Annotated in this window: 15 protein-coding genes; 1 reads left to right on the top strand and 14 read right to left on the bottom strand. The window is 30.7% G+C overall.

Annotated elements, in window-relative coordinates; translation table 11 throughout:
- Nucleotides 1-100: 100 nt before the first annotated feature.
- From mtaB to gpr, 12 genes are all read right to left on the bottom strand, one after another.
- On the bottom strand, nt 101-1402 hold the full coding sequence (gene mtaB / locus HGI79_RS03075) for a tRNA (N(6)-L-threonylcarbamoyladenosine(37)-C(2))-methylthiotransferase MtaB (protein ID WP_185649205.1): 1302 nt from the start codon (nt 1400-1402) through the stop codon (nt 101-103).
- Nucleotides 1402-2154: a 16S rRNA (uracil(1498)-N(3))-methyltransferase gene (locus HGI79_RS03070; protein ID WP_185649206.1), complete on the bottom strand. Its 753-nt coding sequence runs from the start codon at nt 2152-2154 to the stop codon at nt 1402-1404. The genes mtaB and HGI79_RS03070 overlap by 1 nt, the downstream gene beginning before the upstream one ends.
- A gap of 27 nt (nt 2155-2181) precedes the next feature.
- On the bottom strand, nt 2182-3120 hold the full coding sequence (prmA, locus tag HGI79_RS03065; protein WP_185649207.1) for a 50S ribosomal protein L11 methyltransferase: 939 nt from the start codon (nt 3118-3120) through the stop codon (nt 2182-2184).
- Nucleotides 3121-3249: 129 nt separating this feature from the next.
- On the bottom strand, nt 3250-4401 hold the full coding sequence (gene dnaJ / locus HGI79_RS03060; RefSeq protein ID WP_185649208.1) for a molecular chaperone DnaJ: 1152 nt from the start codon (nt 4399-4401) through the stop codon (nt 3250-3252).
- Nucleotides 4402-4589: 188 nt separating this feature from the next.
- Nucleotides 4590-6443 (bottom strand): molecular chaperone DnaK, encoded by a 1854-nt coding sequence (gene dnaK, locus HGI79_RS03055; RefSeq protein ID WP_185649209.1) that lies wholly within the window; start codon nt 6441-6443, stop codon nt 4590-4592.
- Between the two features lie 174 nt (nt 6444-6617).
- A complete protein-coding gene (gene grpE, locus HGI79_RS03050) occupies nt 6618-7268 on the bottom strand; it encodes a nucleotide exchange factor GrpE (RefSeq protein WP_185649210.1) in 651 nt (216 codons plus the stop codon).
- A 57-nt stretch (nt 7269-7325) separates the two neighbouring features.
- Complete coding sequence (gene hrcA, locus HGI79_RS03045) at nt 7326-8363, bottom strand: heat-inducible transcriptional repressor HrcA (RefSeq protein ID WP_185649211.1); 1038 nt, start codon at nt 8361-8363, stop codon at nt 7326-7328.
- 191 nt (nt 8364-8554) lie between these two features.
- The gene (gene hemW, locus HGI79_RS03040) at nt 8555-9709 is read right to left on the bottom strand and encodes a radical SAM family heme chaperone HemW (protein WP_185649212.1); all 1155 of its coding nucleotides are present in this window, start codon (nt 9707-9709) and stop codon (nt 8555-8557) included.
- A gap of 37 nt (nt 9710-9746) precedes the next feature.
- Nucleotides 9747-11555 (bottom strand): translation elongation factor 4, encoded by a 1809-nt coding sequence (gene lepA, locus HGI79_RS03035; protein WP_185649213.1) that lies wholly within the window; start codon nt 11553-11555, stop codon nt 9747-9749.
- A gap of 138 nt (nt 11556-11693) precedes the next feature.
- Nucleotides 11694-12047, bottom strand: a complete 354-nt coding sequence (locus HGI79_RS03030; protein ID WP_185649214.1) for a hypothetical protein — start codon at nt 12045-12047, stop codon at nt 11694-11696.
- A 107-nt stretch (nt 12048-12154) separates the two neighbouring features.
- Nucleotides 12155-13243, bottom strand: coding sequence for a stage II sporulation protein P (locus HGI79_RS03025; RefSeq protein ID WP_395939497.1), 1089 nt, complete (start codon nt 13241-13243; stop codon nt 12155-12157).
- Nucleotides 13244-13650: 407 nt separating this feature from the next.
- Nucleotides 13651-14625, bottom strand: coding sequence for a GPR endopeptidase (gene gpr, locus HGI79_RS03020; protein WP_185649215.1), 975 nt, complete (start codon nt 14623-14625; stop codon nt 13651-13653).
- A 270-nt stretch (nt 14626-14895) separates the two neighbouring features.
- On the opposite strand from gpr, the gene rpsT reads away from it, so the two are divergent.
- Complete coding sequence (gene rpsT / locus HGI79_RS03015; protein WP_185649216.1) at nt 14896-15162, top strand: 30S ribosomal protein S20; 267 nt, start codon at nt 14896-14898, stop codon at nt 15160-15162.
- 113 nt (nt 15163-15275) lie between these two features.
- Here rpsT and holA read toward each other — a convergent pair whose 3' ends face one another.
- A complete protein-coding gene (gene holA, locus HGI79_RS03010) occupies nt 15276-16328 on the bottom strand; it encodes a DNA polymerase III subunit delta (RefSeq protein ID WP_185649217.1) in 1053 nt (350 codons plus the stop codon).
- 146 nt (nt 16329-16474) lie between these two features.
- The gene (locus HGI79_RS03005; protein WP_185649218.1) at nt 16475-18199 is read right to left on the bottom strand and encodes a ComEC/Rec2 family competence protein; all 1725 of its coding nucleotides are present in this window, start codon (nt 18197-18199) and stop codon (nt 16475-16477) included.
- Nucleotides 18200-18260 lie beyond the last annotated feature (61 nt).

Here is an 18260-nt window from a genome sequence, read left to right as displayed (position 1 = left end):
AGTTTCACCTCCTGACTTTATATTATTCAATATTGTACGGAAATATCCTTCTAACCTAGAACATATTCTTTAATATTTTAAAGTGTTACATATACTACGTTTAGATCATAGTTCCTTCTATGAATTCCTCCTTTACTTGTGAAAGACTTGTTTTTACTATTTTTTCTTTAATATTTTCATTACTTTCACATACTACTTTTATGTAGTTAGGAGTATAACCTTCATAAGTTTTTTCTAGTCCATTATGTTTTTGTTCATACAGTACATCCATATTTCTACCTACAAACTTATTCATAAATTCATTTTCCAGCTGTCTGTCTAGCGCAATAAGTATACTACTTCTTTCATCTTTTATCTTACCATTAATTTGATCTTTCATTTCTGCGGCTCTTGTGCCTGTCCTTGGGCTATATTTAAATACATGCATCTTTGATAACTTTATATGCTGTAAAAACTCATAAGTAGTATTAAACTCTTCATCAGTTTCCCCTGGGAAACCAACTATTATATCTGTAGTAATAGAAACATCCTTTATATTTTTTCTTAAATCTTCAACAATCTTCTTATACTCATCTGTAGTATATCTTCTATTCATTCTTTTTAATGTATCATCACATCCACTTTGTAAGGATAAATGAAAATGTGGACATAATTTATTTAAACTGCTAATTTTCTCTATGACGCCTTCTGTGAAAAACTGTGGATCAATTGAACCTATTCTAACTCTCTCTATTCCATGAATCTTGTCTATTTCCTCCAGCATTCGTACTAAATTCCATTCTCCTTCTAAATCTAATCCATAGGATGCTATGTGTATTCCTGATAGAATAATCTCTTTAAAGTTATTATTGGCTAATTCCTTAACTTCCTTTAACACTTTTTCAGGTTCTTTACTACACACTGCCCCTCTAGCAAAGGGAATTAAACAATATGAACAAAATCTGTTACAACCATCTTGAATTTTTATAAAGGCCCTAGTTCTATCCTGATATTCGTTTATATTTAAATCTTCAAATTCACTATTTTTAAGAACATCTTCAACTTTAATAATCTGCTTATTTTCTTCTCTAGCTCTATTTACCCAGTAAACTATATCCCCTTTGTTCCTAGTTCCAAGTATTACATCTACACCTTCTATCTTAGATATCTCATCAGGTGCTATTTGAGAATAACAACCAACTACAGCTATTATGGAGTTTTCATTTTCTCTTCTAGCTCTATTTATCATCTGTCTAGATTTTTTATCCCCCATATTAGTTACTGTACATGTATTTATAACATATACATCTGCAAAATCCTCAAAACTTGATAGCTCATATCCTTCTCTTACGAATTTTTCTATCATAGCCTCAGTTTCATATTGGTTAACTCTACACCCTAAAGTAGTAAAAGCAACTTTCATTAAACTATTCCTCCTAAATCACCTAGTTCATACATAATTAAAGAAACACAAACAAAGCCTGCTGTCTCTGTTCTTAGTATTCTAGGTCCCAATGTTACTATATATGCTCCTATATCTTGCAATTTTTTAATTTCATCTGGCTCAAAGCCACCTTCTGGGCCAATTATTATTCCCACTTTTTTAACGTTATTTTCGCCTATACTACTTACTAAGCTTTTTATTCCGTGACCTTTTTCATTTTCATAAGGAACAATAACTAAATCCATTTCTTTTATAATATCTACTAGCTGCTCAAACTCTAAGGGGGTATTTATTTTAGGTATTAAACTTCTCTTACATTGCTTACAAGCTTCCAATGCAATTCTATTCCATCTATCTAACTTTTTAAACTCTCCTAGTTCATTCTTAACTACTACTCTTTCTGTAACTATTGGTGTTATTTCCTTCACGCCTAGCTCTGTTGCCTTTTGCACAATTAAATCCATCTTACTTGATTTTGGTAACCCTTGAAAAAGATATATTTCTATATTACTTTCATTGTTTATATCTAACTTTTTTAAGCACTTTGCAATAACCTGTTTCTTGTTTATTTCCTCTATTTGTGATAAAAATTCTTCACCCTCACAATTATTTATGCTTATTTCGCTGCCAATTTCAAGTCTTAGAACCTTGTATATATGTTTTACATCATCACCTTCAATATATGCTATATTATCAATTATGTTATTCTTTGGCACAAAAAATTTATGCATGATATACCACCTTTTAAAATTTCCAATTTACTTATTCTTCGCTACAATACATACCCATTCGCCATCAGTATTTACTTCTTCTATTAAAAATCCACTTTTACTAAGTTTATCAACTACATGGTCTTTCCTATCCTTTATAATCCCTGATGATATAAAATACCCTCCTTCTACAATGAAATTTTTAACACTGTCTGTAAGAAATATTATTATATCAGCAATTATATTAGCAACTATAATGTCAGCTTTACCCTCTACTACTTCCATAAGATCTCCATGAAGAATTTTTATATTGTTTAAGTGGTTGTATTTAACATTTTCTTCAGCAGACTTTACTGCTACAGGATCTAAATCTACTCCTATAGCTTCTTTTGCTTTAAGCATAGCTGCTGCTATAGACAAAATTCCTGAACCTGTACCTATATCAAAAACCCTAGATTCAGGCTTAACATACTTTTCTAAAGCCTTAATACACATTCTTGTTGTTTCATGAGTTCCTGTTCCAAAGGCCATACCAGGATCAAGTTCTAACACTAACTCATCATCTTTCTTCTCATAGCTCTCCCATATAGGCTTTACAACTATTTTTTCTCCAATTTTTGTTGGCTTATAATACTTCTTCCAGTTATTTTCCCAATCTTCCTCGCTAACTTTACCGGCAGTTACTAATCCCTGTCCTTTATCTATACCATATTGTTCTAAATTATTTACACTGTCTTTTATGTACTGTAGGTATTCATCAAACTTTTCATCTTGTTTATAATATCCCTTTACAATTGCTCCTTCTTTTACTTCTAAAAGTGTTTCATCAAAATAGTCCCAATCTCCAGGATTTTTTTTCTTAAATTCTATATCTTCTGGGTCTTCTATAGAAACCCCTTTTACACCAGTATTATATAATATTCCTGACACAGCTTCCACAGCTTCGCTACTTGTAACAATTGTCACTTCTATCCATTCTTTATCCATATAATCAACCTCCACGTTGCTTTTATAAACTCAGTTATTATTATAACCTACTTAATCTAATAATCTATTAAATAATATAGTATGCTATAAAAAAACTTTGTTTCCTTGTACAAGGAAACAAAGTTTTAGTTACTTGAAAGTATCTTTTAGCTTATCCATGAAAGATTTTTTACCACTTTCTTCTTCTGGTAGCTCACCGCTAGCTTCCATAAACATTAATAAAGCTTCTTTTTGTTTCTGATTTAGACTTTTAGGAACATCAACTATTATATTTACATATTGATCGCCTCTACCATGTCCATTTATCTTTGGAACACCTTTTCCTTTTAATCTAAATATAGTACCTGGTTGGGTTCCTGATGGTACATCATATTTAACATCCCCATCAACTGTTGGAACCTTTAGTTCTGTACCAATAGTAGCTTTTGAAAAACTGATATGAGTATCTATATATATGTCGAAGCCTTTTCTTTTGAATACATTATGTGGTGCTACTCTAAGGCTTATATATAAATCACCAGCTGGACCACCATTGTTACCATGATCTCCTTGCCCTCTTAAAGGCATTACGTTTCCAGTATCTACTCCCGCTGGAACATTTATCTTTATCTTTCTTTGTTTTCTTATCTTACCTTTACCTTTGCACTCAGTACAAGGATCTGTTATTACATTACCTTTTCCCGCACACTTATCACAGGTACTCATACTTACAAAGTTTCCTAATGGAGTATTCCTTTGAGTTCTTACTTGACCTGTTCCACCACATTTATCACAAGTTTTTGGATGACTGCCATGTTTTGCACCTGTTCCATTACATTTTTCACAGTTTTCATTTCTTGTTACGCTAATTTCTTTTTCAGTTCCAAAAACTGCTTCTTCAAAGGTTAAATTTAATGTATATTCTAAATCTGATCCTTTTTCAGGACCATTTCTTCTTTTTCTTCCTGCCCCAGAGAATCCACCACCAAAGAAAGATTCAAATATATCACCGAAGCCACCAAAGCCTCCCCCCTCAGAGAAATCGAATCCCCCAAAGCCACCTTCATAGCCTGATCCATTAAAATCAGCAGTACCAAATTGGTCATAGCGAGATTTTTTTTCTGGATCTGAAAGCACCTGATAAGCTTCATTTAGCTCTTTAAATTTTTCCTCTGCTTCCTTATCACCTGGGTTTCTATCTGGATGGTACTTAAGGGCTGACTTTCTAAATGCCTTCTTTATATCTTCTTCACTTGCACTTCTATCTACTCCAAGTATTTCATAATAATCTTTTTTTGCCATCCTAATTATTTCACCACCTATATATAAGTATGATAACTAAGAACTAAAAAAGTTTTAATTCCAAAGCTTCAAAACTTATTACTTTATGTTTAGTTTTATACTTAAAATTAAGGAAGGATATATACCCTCCCTTAAGCATTTCAATATATATTATACACACTTTCTTTTAAAGCGTGAAGAAGAAAAAATTACTTATCATCTTCAACTTTAAAATCAGCATCTACTACATTATCATCTTTTTTTGTATCTGTGTTTTCTCCACCCATGTTATTTGGATCAAATCCAGCACCAGGTGCTCCTTGTTCACCAGCAGCTTGATATATCTTTGATGATATTCCATAGAATGTTTGAGTTAAATCTTCAGTAGCTTTCTTTATAGCCTCTAAATCTGTACCATCCTTAACTGCGTTAACTGCTTTAATTTTATCTTCTATAGTAGCTTTATCTTCTGCTGAAACCTTATCTCCTAAATCCTTTAGTGTTTTTTCTGTTTGATAAACAACTTGGTCAGCATTATTTTTAACTTCTATTGAATCTTTTCTCTTTTTGTCTTCTTCAGCAAACTTTTCAGCTTCTTTTACTGCATTATCTATTTCATCACTTGATAAATTTGTTGATGCAGTAATTGTAATGTTAGCTTCTTTTCCTGTTCCCTTATCTTTTGCTGATACATTAACTATACCATTAGCATCTATATCAAAAGCAACTTCTATTTGAGGAATTCCTCTTGGAGCAGGAGCTATTCCTGATAGAGTAAATCTTCCTAAAGTCTTGTTATCTGCAGCCATTTGTCTTTCACCTTGAACAACGTGAATTTCAACAGAAGTCTGACCATCTGCAGCAGTTGAGAATACTTGACTCTTTTTAGTTGGTATAGTTGTGTTTCTTGTGATTAGAGCAGTAGCAACTCCACCTAATGTTTCTATTCCAAGTGTTAATGGTGTAACATCTAGAAGTAATATGTCTTTTACATCTCCAGTTAGAACACCAGCTTGTATAGCTGCACCTACAGCAACACATTCATCTGGATTAACTCCCTTTGATGGTTCTTTTCCTGTAAAATTCTTAACAGCCTCTTGAACTGCTGGAATTCTTGTTGAACCACCAACAAGTACAATCTTATCTATCTGATCAATTGTAAGACCAGCATCATTTAACGCTTTTCTCATTGGTTCAATAGTTCTTTCAACTAAATCATGTGTTAACTCATTAAATTTAGCTCTAGTTAAATTTATATCTATATGCTTTGGACCTGTTGCATCTGCAGTTATAAATGGAAGATTTATGTTGGTTTGAGTTGAAGCTGATAACTCAATCTTAGCTTTTTCTGCTGCTTCTTTTAATCTTTGTAGAGCCATCTTATCATTTCTTAAATCTATTCCATTTTCCGCTTTAAAGGTATCAGCTATATAGTTCATTATTTTTTCATCGAAATCATCTCCACCAAGACGTGTATCACCATTTGTAGATTTAACTTCAAATACACCATCACCTAATTCTAGGATAGATACGTCGAAAGTACCACCACCAAGGTCATATACAAATATTTTTTGGTTAGTATCCATTTTATCTAAACCATAAGCAAGTGATGCTGCAGTTGGTTCGTTTATTATTCTTAATACTTCAAGTCCTGCAATTTTACCAGCATCTTTTGTAGCCTGTCTTTGGCTGTCATTAAAGTAAGCTGGAACTGTTATAACAGCTTGAGTTACTTTTTCTCCAAGATAAGCCTCTGCATCAGCTTTGATTTTTTGAAGTATCATAGCTGATATTTCTTGAGGAGTATATTCTTTTCCATCTATACTTTCTTTATGGTTTGTTCCCATATGTCTTTTTATTGATATTATTGTTTTATCTGGATTTGTTATTGACTGTCTTTTTGCAACTTGACCTACAAGTCTTTCTCCATTTGCTTGGAATGATACTACTGATGGAGTTGTTCTTGCACCTTCTGCATTTGCTATAACTACTGGTTCTCCACCTTCCATAACTGCTACACAAGAGTTAGTTGTTCCTAAGTCAATACCTATTACTTTTGCCATGTTAATATACCTCCTAGTATTTAAAATGTATTCTGATTTAGTAATTAAAGATTGTTTTTATATCATATGAAACTCATTTGCCTTAAAAATTTTTTAACGTTAAGTTACATTTAGTAAACAAAGTTTTTTGTTTAAGTATAATATTCTAAGCTAAAAATTACTATGTTGTATTAGTTAATTTGCAACTTTAACCATACTGTATCTTAAAACTTTATCACCTCTTTTATAACCTTTTTGAAATACTTCAACTATTTGATTCTTTCCATACTGTTCATCATCTATATGCATTACAGCATTATGAAGATGTGGATTGAACTCACCAGAAGATTCTATTTCTTCAACATTTAATTTTTCCAGTGAAGTGTTAAATTGCCTTAAAGTCATTTCTATTCCTTTTTTCAAGTCGTCAATATTTCCATCTACAGATACAGCTCTTTCTAAGTTATCAAGAATAGGAAGTATTTGTGTTAATACATCTTCACAAGCATCCGTATATATGCCTTCTTTTTCTTTTACTGTTCTTTTTCTAAAGTTTTCATACTCGGCTGCTGTTCTAGCTAATCTATCTTTCAAGGCTTCATTTTCATCTTTTACTTTAATATTTTCTTGTCTTAATCCCTCTAATAAGGATTGTAAAACATCTATAGAATTTTCACCTTCTTCTGCATCCATCTTTTCATTTACGGTATCCTCATTTAAAGATTGTTCTTTTTCTTCATTATTGATTTTCTCAGAATTAGATTCTGCAGATTTAGAATTTTGTATATCTTCCTGAGTGCTGCTTTCTATAGGCTCTTCAATCTTTTTATCCTCGTCGTTGAACATTTCAACAAACCCTCCAATCTAGCATTTATAAATTGTTTATTTGTTTTAAAATGAATGTTATCTATCATCATAATATATATGATTTAACATGATGTTAAGTTCTTTAACCACATTAGATAATATAGATATAACTTTTGAGTATTGCATTCTAGTAGGTCCTATTATACCTATTTCACCTATAGGTTTATCCTTCAAATTATAAACTGCCGAAACCACACTACAATCCTCGGCACCTTCAGTATAATTTTCTGTACCTATTTTTACGGAAATACTTGATTCACCATTTAACAAACTATTTATTTTATCTTTGTTATCTAACAATGATAAAAAATCTTTTGCCTTATCTATGTCCTTAAATTCCGGGTAATTAAGCATATTCACTGCACCTTCTGTATAAATTTCATTAGTGTTTCTATTACTTAAGCTCTCATACAATACCGGTATTATAGCACTGAATATATCTTCATGACCTTCCAAGTCCTTTCTAAGGTTATTTATAACCTCAAGGTTTATTTGGTCACAGTTTAGATTTCTTAGCCTAGCATTCAATATATTACTTAGCTTAACCAATAAATCAGGACTTACATTTTTTCCAACTCTTATAATATTGTTTTTTATTATACCACTACCTGTTATTATTACCAATAAAATATTATTAGAGTCTATGTTTATAAGCTGTATATGCTTTATATAGCTTGTGTTTAAAGAAGGTGTTTTTACTATACATGTAAGTTTTGTGAGCTCAGATAACAAAGATGTAGTCTGTCTTATTATCTTATTTATTTCAAATAATGCTGAATCAATAATTAGTTCCTTAATTGCATACTGCTCTTCTACTGTTAAATTTGGTATTTGCATTAGTCTATCTACATACAACCTATAACCTTTATTGGAAGGTCTTCTACCCGCAGAACTATGCGGTTGCTCTAAATATCCCATGTCTTCTAAGTCAGCCATTTCATTTCTTATAGTAGCTGAACTAATACCTAAATCATACTTTTTTGCTATGGTTCTGGATCCCACAGGCTCAGCTGTATTTATATAATCATTTATTATAGCCTGAAGTATTCTTATCTTTCTTTCATCCATTTCCATAATATCACCTCTTTATTAGCACTCAGTGTTATTGAGTGCTAATTGCTATGATTAAAAAATATCACTCATAATTTTATTTGTCAACCTCACTTAAATCAGTTTATTAAGTTATATAAAATAATTTTCTTAATTATATTCAAAAGCTTATCTTTTTCTTCGTTTTTCTCTTAAAATCGCATTATGATTTTATATTAACTTAAAATAAAATCGCACATTATACTGTTAGATACCTCTATTCCTCTGGCACTTAAATATAATCTATTATTTTTTCTAACTATCATGCCATTATCTAAATATGTTTTTATTACACTTTCATAAACTTCAAAAATATCTTTGTTAAATCTATTTTGAAACTCCTCAATAGAAATACCATTTATTTTTCTTAGCCCCATAAACATAAATTCTTCCATATCATCTTTTATTGAATTCTTATGCTTATCTAATTTTATATCTTTATACGAATTAATAACCTTTATATATTCTTCTATATTTTCAGTTTTTCTATACCTATAACCATCTATATACGAATGTGAAGCTGCTCCACACCCTATATAATTGCCTAAATTCCAATATACTAGATTATGTTTGCATTCTTTTTCTGGCATTGCAAAGTTTGATATTTCATACTGATTATATCCATTTAATCTTAAAAAATTTACTGCGTACCTATACATTTCCCTTTCTACTTCTTCACTTGGCAAACTCAGACTTCCGTTGTGATACATCTTTTCAAAAGGTGTACCCTCTTCAATTATTAAACTATAACAAGAGATATGTTCTGGAGACAATGCAGCAACATTTTCTAAAGTTCTTTTCCAGCTATCCAAGCTTTGATTAGGTAACCCAAACATTAAATCTATATTTATATTGTTAAAGCCTAATTCCCTAGCTAGCTTATAACCATGAATAAATTCCTCAACAGTATGTATTCTTCCTATGTCTTTTAAAGTTGAGTTATCCCAAGCTTGAAGTCCTATACTAAGTCTATTTACTCCTAGTTTCTTTAAATACATAAGTTTTTCGGCACTAAAGGTTCCTGGATTTCCTTCTACGGTAAATTCTAACTCATTACTTTTATATAAGTTATCTATAGATTGACCTATATTTTCCCAAGCCTCTAAAGATAAATAGGTGGGAGTACCCCCACCTACAAATATGGTATTAACTTTTCTATGACCAATACTTTCTATATCTTTAGCTAAAGCCTTTGAATAATCTATCATAAGTCTTTCTTTTCCACAGAATGACGGAAAATCACAGTATAAACACTTTTGTTTACAAAAAGGGATATGAATATATAAAGCAGTTTCTTCAGATTTTTTAGTAACACCATATTTTTTATCCATAAAAACACCAACTATTCAAATAATATATTTCAGCATTTTAATCTTCTGTTTTTAACACAGCCATAAATGCCTCTTGTGGAACTTCAACAGAACCTACCTGTCTCATTCTCTTTTTACCTTCCTTCTGCTTTTCTAGAAGCTTTTTCTTTCTACTTATATCTCCTCCGTAGCACTTAGCTAAAACGTCTTTCCTCATAGCTTTTACTGTTTCTCTAGCTATAACTTTTCCTCCTACAGCTGCTTGAATAGGTATTTCAAACATCTGTCTTGGTATTATTTCTTTTAGCTTTTCAGCTATAGACCTTCCTCTATCATATGCTCTCTCCTGAGGAACTATCATAGACAATGCATCTACTACATCTGCATTTAAGAGTATATCTAATTTCACTAATTTAGCCTCTTTGTAGCCTGCTAATTCGTAATCCAAAGAAGCATATCCTCTACTCCTAGACTTTAAAGCATCAAAAAAATCATATATTATTTCATTTAATGGTATTTCATAATTTAGAGTAACTCTAGTAGTATCTATATATTGCATGTCTTTAAAGGTTCCACGTCTATTTTGTGCAAGATCCATAACCGCTCCTACATAATCAGAAGGAGTAATTATTGCTGCTTTCACTATAGGTTCTTCCATATATTTTATTTCCGTTGGGTCTGGAAGATTTGTTGGATTTGTAAGCTCAATAACAGACCCATCATTTTTTCCAATCTTATATATAACAGATGGTGCTGTTGTTATAATTTCTAAATTAAATTCTCTTTCTATTCTTTCCTGTATAACATCCATGTGTAGAAGACCTAAAAATCCGCATCTAAATCCGAATCCCAAGGCTATAGATGTTTCTGGCTCGAAAGCTAAGGCAGCGTCATTTACCTGTAACTTTTCTAAGGCTTCTTTCAATTCTCCATATTTTGCACCATCTACAGGGTAAATACCACTATAAACCATAGGAACTGCTGGTCTATAGCCTTCTAATGCTTCAGATGCAGGTCTTTTTGCTTCTGTTACCGTATCACCCACACGAGCATCTCTTACATTCTTAATAGAGGCTGTAAAATATCCAACATCACCAGCTTTAAGTTCTGGTATAGACATATATCTAGGTACAAATATTCCCGTTTCAGCAACTTCATACACCTTCCCTGTTGCCATAAGCTTTATCTGTGTGCCTGGCTTTATAGTTCCTTCTTTAACCCTTATATGACATACAACACCTCTATAACTATCATAATAAGAGTCGAATATAAGTGCTTTTAGTGGATCATTTTCATCGCCAGTAGGTGCTGGCACTTTTTCAACTACAGCTTCTAATACATCTTCAATATTTAAACCAGTCTTAGCAGAAACCATTGGGGCATCACTAGCTTCTATACCAATAATATCCTCAATTTCCTTTTTTACCTCATCTGGTCTTGCACTAGCTAAATCTATCTTATTTATTACAGGAACTATTTCTAAATCATGATCTAAAGCAAGATAGCAGTTAGCTAAGGTCTGCGCCTGTATTCCTTGAGTAGCATCTACTACAAGTATTGCACCTTCACAAGCCGCTAAGCTTCTTGAAACTTCATAATTAAAATCTACATGTCCCGGAGTATCTATTAGATTTAAAATATACTCTTCACCGTTTGGCCTTTTATAAACAAGCCTTACAGCTTGTGATTTAATAGTTATTCCTCTCTCCTTTTCTAGCTCCATATTATCAAGTACCTGTGAGTCCATCTCTCTTTCCGTAAGGGTACCTGTTTTTTCTATTAATCTATCTGCAAGTGTAGATTTACCATGATCTATATGAGCAACTATTGAAAAATTTCTTATATACTTTTGTCTTTCGCTCTGCATATGATTTTACCCTCCATTATTAATTACAATTTAAAAGATTTGCACAACCTTGCAAATCTTAGTATTATCTCACTATATAAATAGCCATAGTACATTATAACATAAGAGCATTACAGTGAAAAGTACATTGTATGTAAGTTATTTTACTCTATTTTGAAATACCTCCCTAATCTGATCTTCCATACTTTTATATACTTGAGAAGTCCTATTCATAACACTATTTACACTATTATGTATACTACTTTCTATATTATTAAATAATCTCACAGAGCCATTTTTTACATTTATAAAAACTTTTTGGTTTACATATAATGAATAATCATTTATATCTACTGTAAAATCAAAAGGAGACAAATTATAATTTATCTTTAGTGCAGACCTGTCTTTTATAAACTTAGGCAAGCTTCCACTGATAACTATAAACCCATAAAATACTATCATTAAACAGATGAAAGTAATTAATAGAATACCCTTAATTTTGCTTTTTACCATAAAAAAGCACCCCCTAATAGGAATTAAAAACTCTTATTTTACCTATCATTAAGGATGTGCTTTTTTATATTTTTTATTCAATTTCTCGTAATATTTTACAATAAGTTTTATTTATTTAAGACCTCAGCTATGATTCTAGCAAGATATTTTGCAGATGCTTTTGCCTCTTCACTGGTATTAATATCTGCACCTACTTCTATTAAAACAGCATTGTTGCTTCTATCTTGATTAAAATATCTAGTACCATAATTATAATATATAACACCTTTGCAAAAACCAGGAAATAACTTATTAGAGACATCCATTATCTTATTGGCCAGTGCCATATTTTTTTCAAAATGAGGATTTTTTCTAGACATAACTAACGCAAAGGTTGCTACATTTTCCCCATTCATTTTTATTGTAACAGCTTTTTTATTTTCAACTGAATCTCTATGCATATCTATTATCAATCTAAAATCTTTATATTCACTTAAATATTTATCTAAAGTTACCACTGATCTAGCATAACTCTGGTTATAGGCTTCTGCATTATGAACTGTTTTATCATTTATTGATGATATACCATAATTAGACTGAAGTTCATTAATTAATGCATCACCAACAGCCACAACATTCTGAGTATTATCAAAACTATCTGGTTTTCCAGGTTTATAACTTTCTGTAGTATGAGTATGATATATCAATACTTCAGGTTTATTAGCATTAATAGTCTTCTTCAGCTTAGGGTCATATACATTTACAACTTTGTTTTCTAAGCTTAAATCCTGAGTATTATTTGAATTTATATTTCCATCAATCTTTGATATTTGCTTATCATCTAACTTAAAATGATTAAAACTCACATTCACCGAACTACCGTTATCTCCATTATTAGGTCCAATAAAAGCTATTTCTCTGTTAAGCACGGACAAAGGATTATTTAAATCTAAACCAACCATACTTAACATAAAGCGAGTTATAGTAAAATTACTCTCTGCCATATCATCTTCGTTGAAAGCAGTAGCCTTAATCACAGGCATAGCATAATTTAACAGCTGAACATATAACATATTTCCCTTTGTATTACTGTTATAAGAGTTTGCCCTAACCATACAAGGTAAAATAATCACTAAAATTAAGCTTATCATTAAAGTACAAGCCTTTACTTTAAAATCATTATTTACATTTACCTTATTTATCTTTCTGTAGTTCAATAATTGCACCGCTATGAACTAATTCAAAGCAGTTTCCCCCCTCTCATGTAAATCTACTTATGGTAGTGTTAATCCACATTAGATTTATATGAGAGGTCTCTTAAATTTATTACTTAATATAAACTAAATTTCCGATTTTAAGCCCTACTTATAGTTCGAAAGTGGAAGTTTAACTTATACGTAGGGATATGTTGACAAAACTGAAAGCACATTTAAAAACTTTTTTATCAGTCTTAGCGAAGTGTTTTAGAAAATCTTAGAACCTTATATATGTTTGAGTGCAGCGAGTTTATATAAGGTTCTTAGATTTTCTTAAACACGAACTTTAGACTGATTAAAAGTTTTTAACGTGCTGAAGTTTGTCAACATATCCGGTCGTATAAGTTAAATTTTAACCGTGCACCACACTAACTAAGAAATCTATTTATGTCTTCCAACTCTAAGGCTGGTTGAAGAGCTATATTTATGCCATTAGCAATAACCTTAGAGACGGAGTCTATAACCAAGTCTACCTCTTTAGGTGTTACCATGAGATTTCCCACGTACGGATCTAATATTTCCTGAATCATTCTCTGTTTTTCGTCTTTATTTATAGATTTTAGCATATTATAAAATTGTCCCCCCTGCTTTGACTGAGTTATCATTTGATCTAAAACCATATCTATAGTGTCATTTGCCATAGTTGCCGCATCTACAACCGTTGGCACCCCAATAGCAATAACAGGTATACCTAACCTTTCTTCACTTATCTCCATTCTCTTATTTCCTACTCCTGACCCTGGTGAAATCCCAGTATTTCCTATTTGTATAGTAGAATTTACTCTCTCCATTTTTCTTGAAGCCAATGCATCTATACATATTATTAAATTGGGTTTGATTTTATCTACAACACCTTTTATAATTTCTCCGGTCTCTATTCCAGTTAACCCTAAAACTCCTGGAGCTATAGCACATACTGGTCTTATTCTTTCATCAATTTGATCTGGTACAAGTTGTTTTAAATGCCTGGTTACCATAAGCTTAGATACAACTTTAGGACCTAATGCGTCTGGAGTTATGTTCCAATTTCCTAATCCAACTACTAATGCAGTCATACTATCATCAATTTTAACCATATCAGACAGAGTTTTTCCTAAAGCTCTACTAACCTCATCCATAGTTTCCCCATCATAATGAGTAAAGCGAGGCATATCAATAGTTATATATGTACCTTTTGGCTTTCTCATCATTTTCTCCCCAATGTCATTTGTTATTTTAACACTGGTTATCTTTATATCTCCTTCCTGACTTTCTTCTACTTCCACTCCAGATATATCCCCATTGTTTTCTTTTTGATAAATCTCTTTAGCTTCTACTGCCAGATCTGTTCTTATACTAATCATAACTTCACTCTCCTAATAACAAATTAATTTGTTATTAGGTTTTCCTTAATTTATATTCATATTCCCCTTTAAATAACAGGAAATATAATGTTTACATCAAAGTTCAAAACATAATTTAATTTCATTTCTATTAATTATAATGTTTAATTAAAATTATGCTTGAAGTACACAAAGTTTAATGCTATAATATCATTTGTTGAATAAATGAGACTCACTAGCGAATTTCCCCAAAGCTGTTGAGACCCTATAAAAATATAAGGGGGTGAAACTATGGCAAATATAAAATCAGCTAAGAAAAGAATAAAAGTTACTGAAACTAAAACTCTTCAAAACAAAATGATCAAATCAGCATTAAAAACTGTTATAAAGAAATTTTTAGTTGCTGTTGAAGGTGGCAATGTTGAAACAGCTAAAACTGCTTTCGTATCTGCTGTTAAAGCGTTAGATATGGCTGCTTCAAAGGGCGTATTACATAAAAATAAAGCAGCAAGAAGCAAATCAAGATTAGCAGCAAAATTAAATAACCTAAGCGCTTAATAAATGAACCGGTTATATGTTAACCGGTTATTTATTTTATCTGATAACTACCCGCTCTAATACTCCCATCTTTATATGAAACCCCATCTGATTCAAGTTTCACTTTATTCTTCTTACCCTGCTATTGCATTTATAATTAACAGTTCCAGTTCTGTTTTTTCATTTAAAGATGAGCTCTTCATTTTTTGTTCTGTATTGATACAAAGCTCTAGTGCATGTTGTATTTGCCTTAATGTAAATTTCTTACTTTGTTTTATAAGCATATCTACTGCATATTCAGACCTTACATTAAATCTACCTAATTCTTTTATAATTTCTTGTTTATTCTTACCACACTGTATTCCAAGTTTTACTCTAAACAATAAGTTAAACTGTCTTTCAACCATATTCAAAATATAAGGAATCTTTTCACCTCTATATATAAGTTCATTCATAACTTCTAAAGCTTCTTTAACTTTCTTATGCGATATAGGATTAACTAAATCAAAAATATCGTCATCACTACTTTTTAAGAATAAACTTTTGATATCTTCCTTTGTTATATCTCTATCATCTACATAACAGCAAAGCTTTTCTACCTCATTTTCAATACTGCTCAAGTTATTTTCTTCCATTAAATCACAGAAAATTTTTAATTCTATTTTCCCTATATCTTTATTTCTAATTTCGAAAAAATTCTTTACTTTGTTTTCTAATTGTAGGCCTTTTATTTTATCAGCCTTAACTACAGAAACTTTCTTATCCAGTTTATTTATTCTTTTCCCTGGTTTATCACGCTTACTTTTAAATACATCATATATTATAAGCACACAATGTTCAGGAATCTTATCTACATAGTTAAGTATTTCATTGAATGCTTTATCGCTTGAAAGTTTACTGTTTCCACTCTTTTCATCCTGAATAAAAGCAGCTCTATATATAAGCACTACCTTTTTTTCACTCATGAAGGGTAAGGTTTGACAAGCATTAACTATTGTATCAAAGCTTTCTACGGAATTACCATCAAATTTTACATAATTTAATTCCATAAAATTTTTATCTATAACTTTGTTGACAATAGAACTTACCCCTTCTTTTATTAACTGTTCATCACTACCGCATAATACATAACAGTTCTCTATTTTGTTCTGCTTTATATTTTGTTGAAGAGCAAATATATCTATCATTTTTAACACCTCTCACTATAAGCAAGCTACTATATATGGAATTTTCCAGTGAAAACTTAAATTATACTCCGGAATATGATACCAATCGTTAGTCAGGATTGGTATCATATCCCTACGTATAATTTAAGTTTTCAACTCATTCAATTTCACTTTATCTTTAACATTCTATTGAACATTATAACATATAAAGAGCCACTGTTATTATTTATATATCCTACTTTATTTAAAGAATTATTTGGAATATTATTTTTAAAAGCTTCACTGGTATAATCAGATTTAATTACACTTATCTCCTTATAATTTTTATAATTCTTTAAGAATATATTACTTTCGCCAAGGACTTTTTGTTTAACATTTTTATCTTTATAATTCTGTTCTAAAACCTTTATGTAAAAATTTCTATCTATTTTTACTAAAGTATCTGCATCAGGATTAGTAACAATTCTTTTTATATCCATTTCATCTTTAAGACTAATAACCTCCTTGGCTGAACTTATGTCATAATTACATATCATGGTACTTTGATTTTTATATTTTACAGTAACACCCTCTCCTCCATGAAACCTTGTATAATATATAAATGGAACAAAACTATAACTGTTCAGTACAAATGAAAAAAGAATAAATACAGGAAGATACTTATATTTTTCATATCCATATTTATACATAATAAAACTAAAATAAACTAATACAAAAGCTATACCTTCAAAGTAACCTAGATAGCTGGTACTAGGTGATAAATCTAATAGTAGATAGTTAGCACCTTCTAATGCCGTTAAAATTAAATTTAAGGCTTTTGAAAATAAAATAAATACAGGTTTTATAGAACACATTAATAAAGTTATGTTTCCTAATATAACTAAAACAGAATACATAGGTAGTAATAAAGTATTTCCCAGTATAAAACCAGCACTAAAATTTTGAATTGTAAATGCCGTATATGGTATGGTAAATACCTGAGAACTAAGTGTTATACCTAAACTTTCACTTAGCTTAACAGGGAGCTTATACATAACTCTTACCATTCTTTTATAATATATTAATATTCCTAAGGTTGCTAGAAAGGATAGTCCAAATCCTATATTCGCCGCATAAAAAGGTTTATTTAACAGTATTATTAAAGCTGCCAAACTCAGTGAAGATATAGGATCATAATTTTTACATAGTTTTTTTGAAAACTTAAATACTAATATCATTATAAATGCTCTTAAAGTTGCAGCTTGAATTCCAGTAAAAATTAAATATAAAAAAGAAACTAATATAGAAATTTTCAATCCCAAAAACATTTCTAATATTTTATAAATAATTGCCATATGAAAACCAGAAACACTAACAGCATGATATACACCTAACTTTTTAAATTCTTCCTTTTGACTTTGGGAAAGATAGCCTGTATCTCCATAACACAGTGCCATTATAAGTGCCGACTTTTCCTCTCCTAGCTGTTGTTGAAAAGAATAGTGTATATTTTTCTTAATACTATAAAAATAACTAACAAAGTCTTTATTTAAACTTTCATATTTTAGCACATTATATTTTCCAATAATTCCTCTTGAATATTGCTTGTTATAATCAAATTTTCCATATGCTTTAATTTTTTTACCTTCCTCTAACTTATTTATTTTACCGCTTATTATCAGCTTTCGTCCTTTATATTCACCAAGCCAGTTATAGCCAAATTTTTGTGTTATTCTTACTTCTATGATATTAGGAACCTCTATGCTAAAATACAATTGAAAACTTATTATTGCTGTTAAGAAAAAAACTATACTTATAGCAAATACTCTTTTATCTAGAGTAAAAAAAAGTACTGCAAAAAAAGATGCAGCAATAACCGCACCTATAAAAACATTTTCCTGCAATATTAACATGAAAATACAAGACACAAAAAATGAAATTGCGTAATACACCAGGGGTTTTACCACTTTAAGT

It is taken from the genome of Clostridium sp. DJ247, assembly GCF_014231265.1.
The sequence above is the reverse complement of the archived record's forward strand: the minus strand, read 5'-3'. Positions and strand labels throughout refer to the sequence as shown.

Coding starts and splice junctions, on each gene's coding strand:
- mtaB (WP_185649205.1), bottom strand. CDS start 1,402: ATGAAAGTTGCTTTTACTACTTTAGGGTGTAGAGTTAACCAATATGAA.
- HGI79_RS03070 (WP_185649206.1), bottom strand. CDS start 2,154: ATGCATAAATTTTTTGTGCCAAAGAATAACATAATTGATAATATAGCA.
- prmA (WP_185649207.1), bottom strand. CDS start 3,120: ATGGATAAAGAATGGATAGAAGTGACAATTGTTACAAGTAGCGAAGCT.
- dnaJ (WP_185649208.1), bottom strand. CDS start 4,401: ATGGCAAAAAAAGATTATTATGAAATACTTGGAGTAGATAGAAGTGCA.
- dnaK (WP_185649209.1), bottom strand. CDS start 6,443: ATGGCAAAAGTAATAGGTATTGACTTAGGAACAACTAACTCTTGTGTA.
- grpE (WP_185649210.1), bottom strand. CDS start 7,268: ATGTTCAACGACGAGGATAAAAAGATTGAAGAGCCTATAGAAAGCAGC.
- hrcA (WP_185649211.1), bottom strand. CDS start 8,363: ATGGAAATGGATGAAAGAAAGATAAGAATACTTCAGGCTATAATAAAT.
- hemW (WP_185649212.1), bottom strand. CDS start 9,709: ATGGATAAAAAATATGGTGTTACTAAAAAATCTGAAGAAACTGCTTTA.
- lepA (WP_185649213.1), bottom strand. CDS start 11,555: ATGCAGAGCGAAAGACAAAAGTATATAAGAAATTTTTCAATAGTTGCT.
- HGI79_RS03030 (WP_185649214.1), bottom strand. CDS start 12,047: ATGGTAAAAAGCAAAATTAAGGGTATTCTATTAATTACTTTCATCTGT.
- gpr (WP_185649215.1), bottom strand. CDS start 14,625: ATGATTAGTATAAGAACAGATCTGGCAGTAGAAGCTAAAGAGATTTAT.
- rpsT (WP_185649216.1), top strand. CDS start 14,896: ATGGCAAATATAAAATCAGCTAAGAAAAGAATAAAAGTTACTGAAACT.
- holA (WP_185649217.1), bottom strand. CDS start 16,328: ATGATAGATATATTTGCTCTTCAACAAAATATAAAGCAGAACAAAATA.
- HGI79_RS03005 (WP_185649218.1), bottom strand. CDS start 18,199: ATGTTAATATTGCAGGAAAATGTTTTTATAGGTGCGGTTATTGCTGCA.